This window comes from Deltaproteobacteria bacterium (assembly GCA_016219225.1).
Lineage (GTDB): Bacteria > Desulfobacterota > RBG-13-43-22 > RBG-13-43-22 > RBG-13-43-22 > RBG-13-43-22.
The window spans coordinates 1-5,390 of record JACRBX010000139.1 but is presented as its reverse complement, the minus strand read 5'-3'; the positions used below and the strand labels follow the sequence as shown (position 1 = coordinate 5,390).

Here is a 5,390-nt window from a genome sequence, read left to right as displayed (position 1 = left end):
GAACGGGGCGTAACCCTTTGTCGAACCGACCGCGATTGCGCTGTTACCTTTTATTTTAAAAAAGGAGGCTGGAAAGTAGAAAGTTTTTTGAGAGGCCCCATAAATCCTTAGGTCCGCCTGGGGGAACCACGAACCATGAAAATATCGAATATCGAATATCGAATAATGAATAATGAATGTCGAAGTTAGGCTGGTTTTAAACCCGTAACGCGTAACCCGAAACCCGCAATGGTATTTTCGTATTAAGCCCGCATGCCCCAGGGTCACCACGAAGCATGAAAATGGTTTACTCCGAACTCCGAACTCTAAACACCGAACTTACTTTCGTACTAATTCCACATGCCGCTTGGGCGGCACAACGAAGGATGAAATTAGGTTTTCGCCGAACGCCGAACGCCGAACGCCGAACGTTATTTTCGTTTTAACCTTCTTTCCGCCCTGCCTTTGGAATTTTTAATAAGAGGATTAAGCCAAAAGAAATGAGCATGGATAGGTAAAATACCGTAAAGACCTGTTGATAGGCCTTAAGGGGATAGGCCGAGCCGATTCTGCCTACAGCATCCATCAGGCTACCGGTAAAAGGTTGAAAAAGGGCCGTAGCCAGAAAGGCGGCCGGGTTCATCAGCCCGACGGCCGTTCCGGTGAGCCGGGGTGGAAAGATTTCTTTCACCATGGTCATGTACAGGGAGAGTGCGCCTCCTCCGAAAAGGCCCATGATAAAGAACAGGGGAATAATAAAAACAGGGAGCGGTTTGCCGCCGGCCAGGAATAAAACGGACCAGCAGGCTAAAGATAAAAACAGGGATAGGACCAGCACCCCTTTTTGTCCCATATTCAACCTGCCGGCCAGGAAGCCGATTAGCGGGGCACCGATGATCGATCCGAGAGGCAGGATCATCAACAACCCTCCGGCCTGAAGACGCGTGTATTCGTAAACATCCATCAAATAGGGGACCACCCAGAGTCCCTGAAAGGTGAGACCCGGGCCGCCGAAAAAGAAGTAGGAGAGGGTGATCAACCAGAAACTCCAGCTCTTGAAAATAATTCCAAGGCGCTTGCTAAGAGACATCCCCTCCGGGATCGGGGTTGACTGCGTAGAGGATAAAGGGGGCGTGGCAGCCACCGGCGGCCAACCCTTGTCTTCCGGCCGGTCGCGGAGGATGATCCAGGCCAAGACCCCCAGAAGCAGGGAAACGCCCCCGATGCCGATAAAAGAGAGACGCCAGCCGAGAAGCAGAACCAGATAGGTAAGTGGCAAAGAGGCTGATAGATTGCCGGCACTGCCCAGGGACAGGAAAAGTCCGGTTACCCCGGCAAATTCTTTTGGTTTATACCAACTGGAGAAGATTTTCAATCCGGGGACGAAAATGCCGCCCACCCCGATACCGATCAAGGCCCGGCCTACACCGGCCATGAGCATATTGGTGGCCAGACCGAAAACCAGACAACCCAGGCAGGAAATGAGCGTAAAAATGGTCACCACCCGGCGGGGTCCGATCGTATCGGACAATAAGCCGACAGGGGGTTGGATGGCGGCATAGAGGTAAAAATAGGCCGAGGCCATGAGCCCCAGGGCGGTGGCATCGGCCCCGAATTCATGCACCAGGTCACGGGCGATAACCGTAGGGGATATCCGGTGAAGACAGGCCAGGAAATAGATCACTCCCAGGATACCCAGCATCCACCAGCGGTAGCGAATGGGATCTTTAAAGAAAGCTTTCATTTATTTTCGAACTAAACCGCCATGCCCCGCCTTTTGGGGCATGGCACCAAGAAGTATGAAAATAGAACTCGGTTAGCGCTGAGCCCTATTTTCGAACTAAATCCTCATCCCTGAAAAAGCCTCGGTCATCACGGATTCCCTCGGAGATCTTTACATTGATTATAACGATTTGACAATGGAAAACGTCCTCCAATTTATCGAACCAGGCTCTCATGTCCCCTTCCCTGATTAATAAGGTCTTTTTTTTTATAAAATAAAGTCTTCCCGTTATTTGATCTCCGAGGCCTGCCCGGTAAAATAATAGACTGGATTAATGGCCTTAAAAAAGAGCCCAATCCATTTTATTATTTAAGCCGGTTTTCAAAAGGAGGTGAAAAAAGGATGGATAAAAAGGAGCTAAAAAGGCTCCTGGCAGGGTTTAGTATCGCCGGGCTGCTCACCGGAGGGGCGCTTGTAACCAACGGATTGGCCAATGATGGGAAAAGTAGCTGAGGTGGCGGCAAATCGGGTACAGGTAGTACCCAGGAAGAAAAGTCTACGGGCCAAAGCAGTTGAGGCGGGACCAAACCCGGTGCCGGTGGCACTGGCCAGAGCAGTGAAAAGGGAACCGCGCCCGGTACCGATAGTACCGGGCAGAGCAGTTGAGGTGGCTCTAAACCCAGTACCGGTGGTACTGGCCAAAGCAGTTGAAGCGGGAAGAAATAGTGCCGGCGGCACTATCCGGTCTTTCCAAGTTTTTCAGGGCAGCCTGATTCAGTTAACAACCCTTAGGCCCTCAAGGGGCACCAACAAAACATGAGAATATCGTAACACTTTAGTTGTTTAAAAAAAGAGTTTTTCCCACCGCAAAGGCGCGAAGAACGCAGAGAGAAACATCTTTGTTCAATCCCGTGAGAGGCGGGATTGAAGAAAACATCCTTGGCCTCTCAACAGAAAGGAAAATTTATTCCCTCTTTGCGCCCTTTGCGGCTCTGCGGTGAAAATTTCGAAATTCGATGTTCGATATTCGTAGTTATTCACTTCGCCCATCATCTAACGGTTTATTTCGACGATTCACGCCTTCCCCGGACCGCTTATCCCCTTTTTTCACCTTTTCATCTTAAACTTATTGCCTGGTTAGGATATACCTCTAAAATGGAAGCCACCATCAACATTAAGAGGAGGAAGCCATGTTTAGAGAAAAAATAACCAGAAGATCCTTTTTAACCATTTCGGCCATGAGTGCGGCCTCGTTGGCCTTGGACTGGAAGAAGATCTCCGCCTGGGCCGAAAACATGGGACCAAATACGAATTATCCCACTGTGGTTATCGGCAGTGGCTTGGGGGGGCTGGCCTGCGCCGCTTACTTGGCCAGGCAGGGCCTCCCGGTGACCGTGGTGGAACAACACGACATCCCGGGAGGATACGCCACCTCTTTTGACCGGGCCAGGGGAAAATTCTCCTTTGAGGTCTCTTTGCATGGGACTTCCATCAACAACAATGCCACCGCCCGCATCCTCAAAGACTTAGGGGTCCTGGAGAAGCTGCAATTGGTAGAATTGCCGGAGATCTATTTTTTCAAGACTCCGACCGGAACCTTTTCCGTCCCTAACCGAAACCCTGAGGCTTTTATACGCCTCCTTGGGGAGCGCTTTCCCCAGGAAAAAGAAGGCATCCACGGATTTGTTTCCGAGATCATCGGTATCGCCGAAGAAAGCCAGAAGCTCCATCAGAAAAAAGGCCAGGTCTTCAAACCCCTGTTCCCGATTCAGTACCCCAAGATGTGGAAAGTTAGAGACAAAACCCTGGCCCGGCTTCTGGATGATTATGTCAAGGAGCCCCAACTCCGGGATATCCTGTCGGCCCTTTGGGGCTATTACGGCCTGCCGCCTTCAAAGCTGTCGGCTTTTTATTTTGCCGTGGCTACCGGAGAATATTTGAAAAACGGCTCTTTCTATATCAAGCCCAACTCGCAGGCCTTGAGCAATGCCCTGGCCGAGGTGATTGAGGCCTCCGGAGGAAAGATCCTCTATGAAACCAGGGCAGAAAAAATCCAGGTCAAAAACGGGGCGGTCCAGGGTGTGGCCCTGTCCAGCGGAAAGGTCCTGCCGGCCCGGGCCGTGGTCAGCAATGCCGGGGCCCTCAGGACCTTTCAGGAAATGCTCCCCAGGGAGGCGGTTCCTGCCGACTACCTTAAAAGGCTTCAAGGTTACCGGCCCAGCCTCTCTTCCTTTATCGTCTGGCTGGGATTGAATAAGGAGTTGAGGGGCAAGATTAAAGGGTACGGGATCCACGTTTCCTCCGGACAGGGGCCGGATAATGATTATCTTTCCTGTCTGAAAGGTGAAGTGGACCGGGGCAGTTTCAGTGTCACTATTTATAATAACCTTTTTGAAGGCTATTCCCGGCCGGGGACCTCCAATCTGATGCTTCTCTTCCTCTGCGGATATGATCCCTGGCGGAAATTTGAGGCCGATTACCGGGCCGGTCGCAAAGCGGCCTATGATCAGGAAAAGGCCCGATGGGCCGACATCCTGATCAAAAGGGCTGAAGAAAAAGTCATCCCCGGTCTTTCCTCCATGATCGAGGTCCGGGAGGTTGCCACGCCATTGACCAATTGGCGCTTCACCGGGAATACCGAAGGGGCCATTTATGGTTTCGAACAATCCCTGAATAACGCTTTCATGGAACGGATTGACAACCGGACCCCAGTAAAAGGATTGTACTTATCGAGCGCCTGGGGTTCTCCCGGTGGCGGTTATGCCGGGGTCTTACGGGCCGGGGAATCCACTTTTCAGAAGATGATGGAAGATTGGGGGGCCTGATTACGTGAACAAAAGCTCTCTTTTTAACGACCTGAACTTTTTCCAAAACTCGATTTGACTTTCAGGATAAAACAGGTAAGTTATTTTTAACGTTGTTGAAGGGGGAGTCCATGACCAAAACAGACAAAAATAATTCATTAACGGATGTAGAAGGGGTTCTGGTCGGTCATTTTACGGATCCTGAAGCGGCCAGCGGGGTAACCGTTACCTTATGTCCGGAAGGGGCTACGGCCGGGGTTGATGTGCGGGGCTCTGCTCCGGGGACCAGGGAAACAGACCTCTTGCAGCCCTGTAACCTGGTGGAAAAGGTCCAGGCCGTTGTGCTGACCGGCGGCTCGGTCTACGGCCTGGCCACCTGTGATGGCGTGGTCAGATGGCTGGCCGAAAGAAAATGGGGATTCCCCCTGCCGGAGGAGCAGGTCGCCCCGATTGTGCCGGCGGCCGCCTTGTTTGATCTTGGCCGTGGGAAAAATTTCGTTCCTCCTGTCAATCCAGACTGGGGGAGGGTGGCCTGCGAATCGGCTCAAGACGGTCTGTTTTCTCTGGGTTCGGTCGGTGCCGGTACCGGCGCCCTTTCCGGAGGGATAAAGGGAGGGGTGGGAACGGCCAGTGAGGTCCTGGATTTCGGTGTGACCGTGGCCGCCCTGGTGGCCGTTAATTCCCTCGGCTCGGTCATCGACCCGATGAACGGCCGTCCCTGGGAGATCCGGATGGAAATGGCGGAAGAATTCGGTGCAACGGGAAAAAGATCGGTCAGGCTGCCCGATAGGCCCATAGCCCATCCGGCGACCAATACGACCATCGGGGTCATCGCCACCGATGCGGTCCTCACCAAGGCCCAGGCCCAGAAGGTAGCCCAGATG

At 52.5% G+C, this 5,390-nt stretch carries 4 protein-coding genes; 3 read left to right on the top strand and 1 reads right to left on the bottom strand.

Features of this window, described 5'->3' with window-relative positions:
* Positions 1-421: 421 nt before the first annotated feature.
* On the bottom strand, positions 422-1,723 hold the full coding sequence (locus tag HY879_11935; GenBank protein ID MBI5604056.1) for an MFS transporter: 1,302 nt from the start codon (positions 1,721-1,723) through the stop codon (positions 422-424).
* Between the two features lie 381 nt (positions 1,724-2,104).
* Between HY879_11935 and HY879_11930 the strand changes: the two genes are divergently transcribed.
* The 3 genes from HY879_11930 to HY879_11920 form a co-directional block, all read left to right on the top strand.
* The gene (locus HY879_11930) at positions 2,105-2,215 is read left to right on the top strand and encodes a selenobiotic family radical SAM modification target peptide (protein ID MBI5604055.1); all 111 of its coding nucleotides are present in this window, start codon (positions 2,105-2,107) and stop codon (positions 2,213-2,215) included.
* Between the two features lie 677 nt (positions 2,216-2,892).
* Positions 2,893-4,527, top strand: coding sequence for an FAD-dependent oxidoreductase (locus tag HY879_11925; protein ID MBI5604054.1), 1,635 nt, complete (start codon positions 2,893-2,895; stop codon positions 4,525-4,527).
* 110 nt (positions 4,528-4,637) lie between these two features.
* The coding region (locus HY879_11920; protein MBI5604053.1) for a P1 family peptidase at positions 4,638-5,390 on the top strand (753 nt) is incomplete at its 3' end.

Excerpts from the sequence above, each read along its gene's own strand:
- HY879_11935 (MBI5604056.1), bottom strand. The coding sequence starts at position 1,723 with ATGAAAGCTTTCTTTAAAGATCCCATTCGCTACCGCTGGTGGATGCTG.
- HY879_11930 (MBI5604055.1), top strand. The coding sequence starts at position 2,105 with ATGGATAAAAAGGAGCTAAAAAGGCTCCTGGCAGGGTTTAGTATCGCC.
- HY879_11925 (MBI5604054.1), top strand. The coding sequence starts at position 2,893 with ATGTTTAGAGAAAAAATAACCAGAAGATCCTTTTTAACCATTTCGGCC.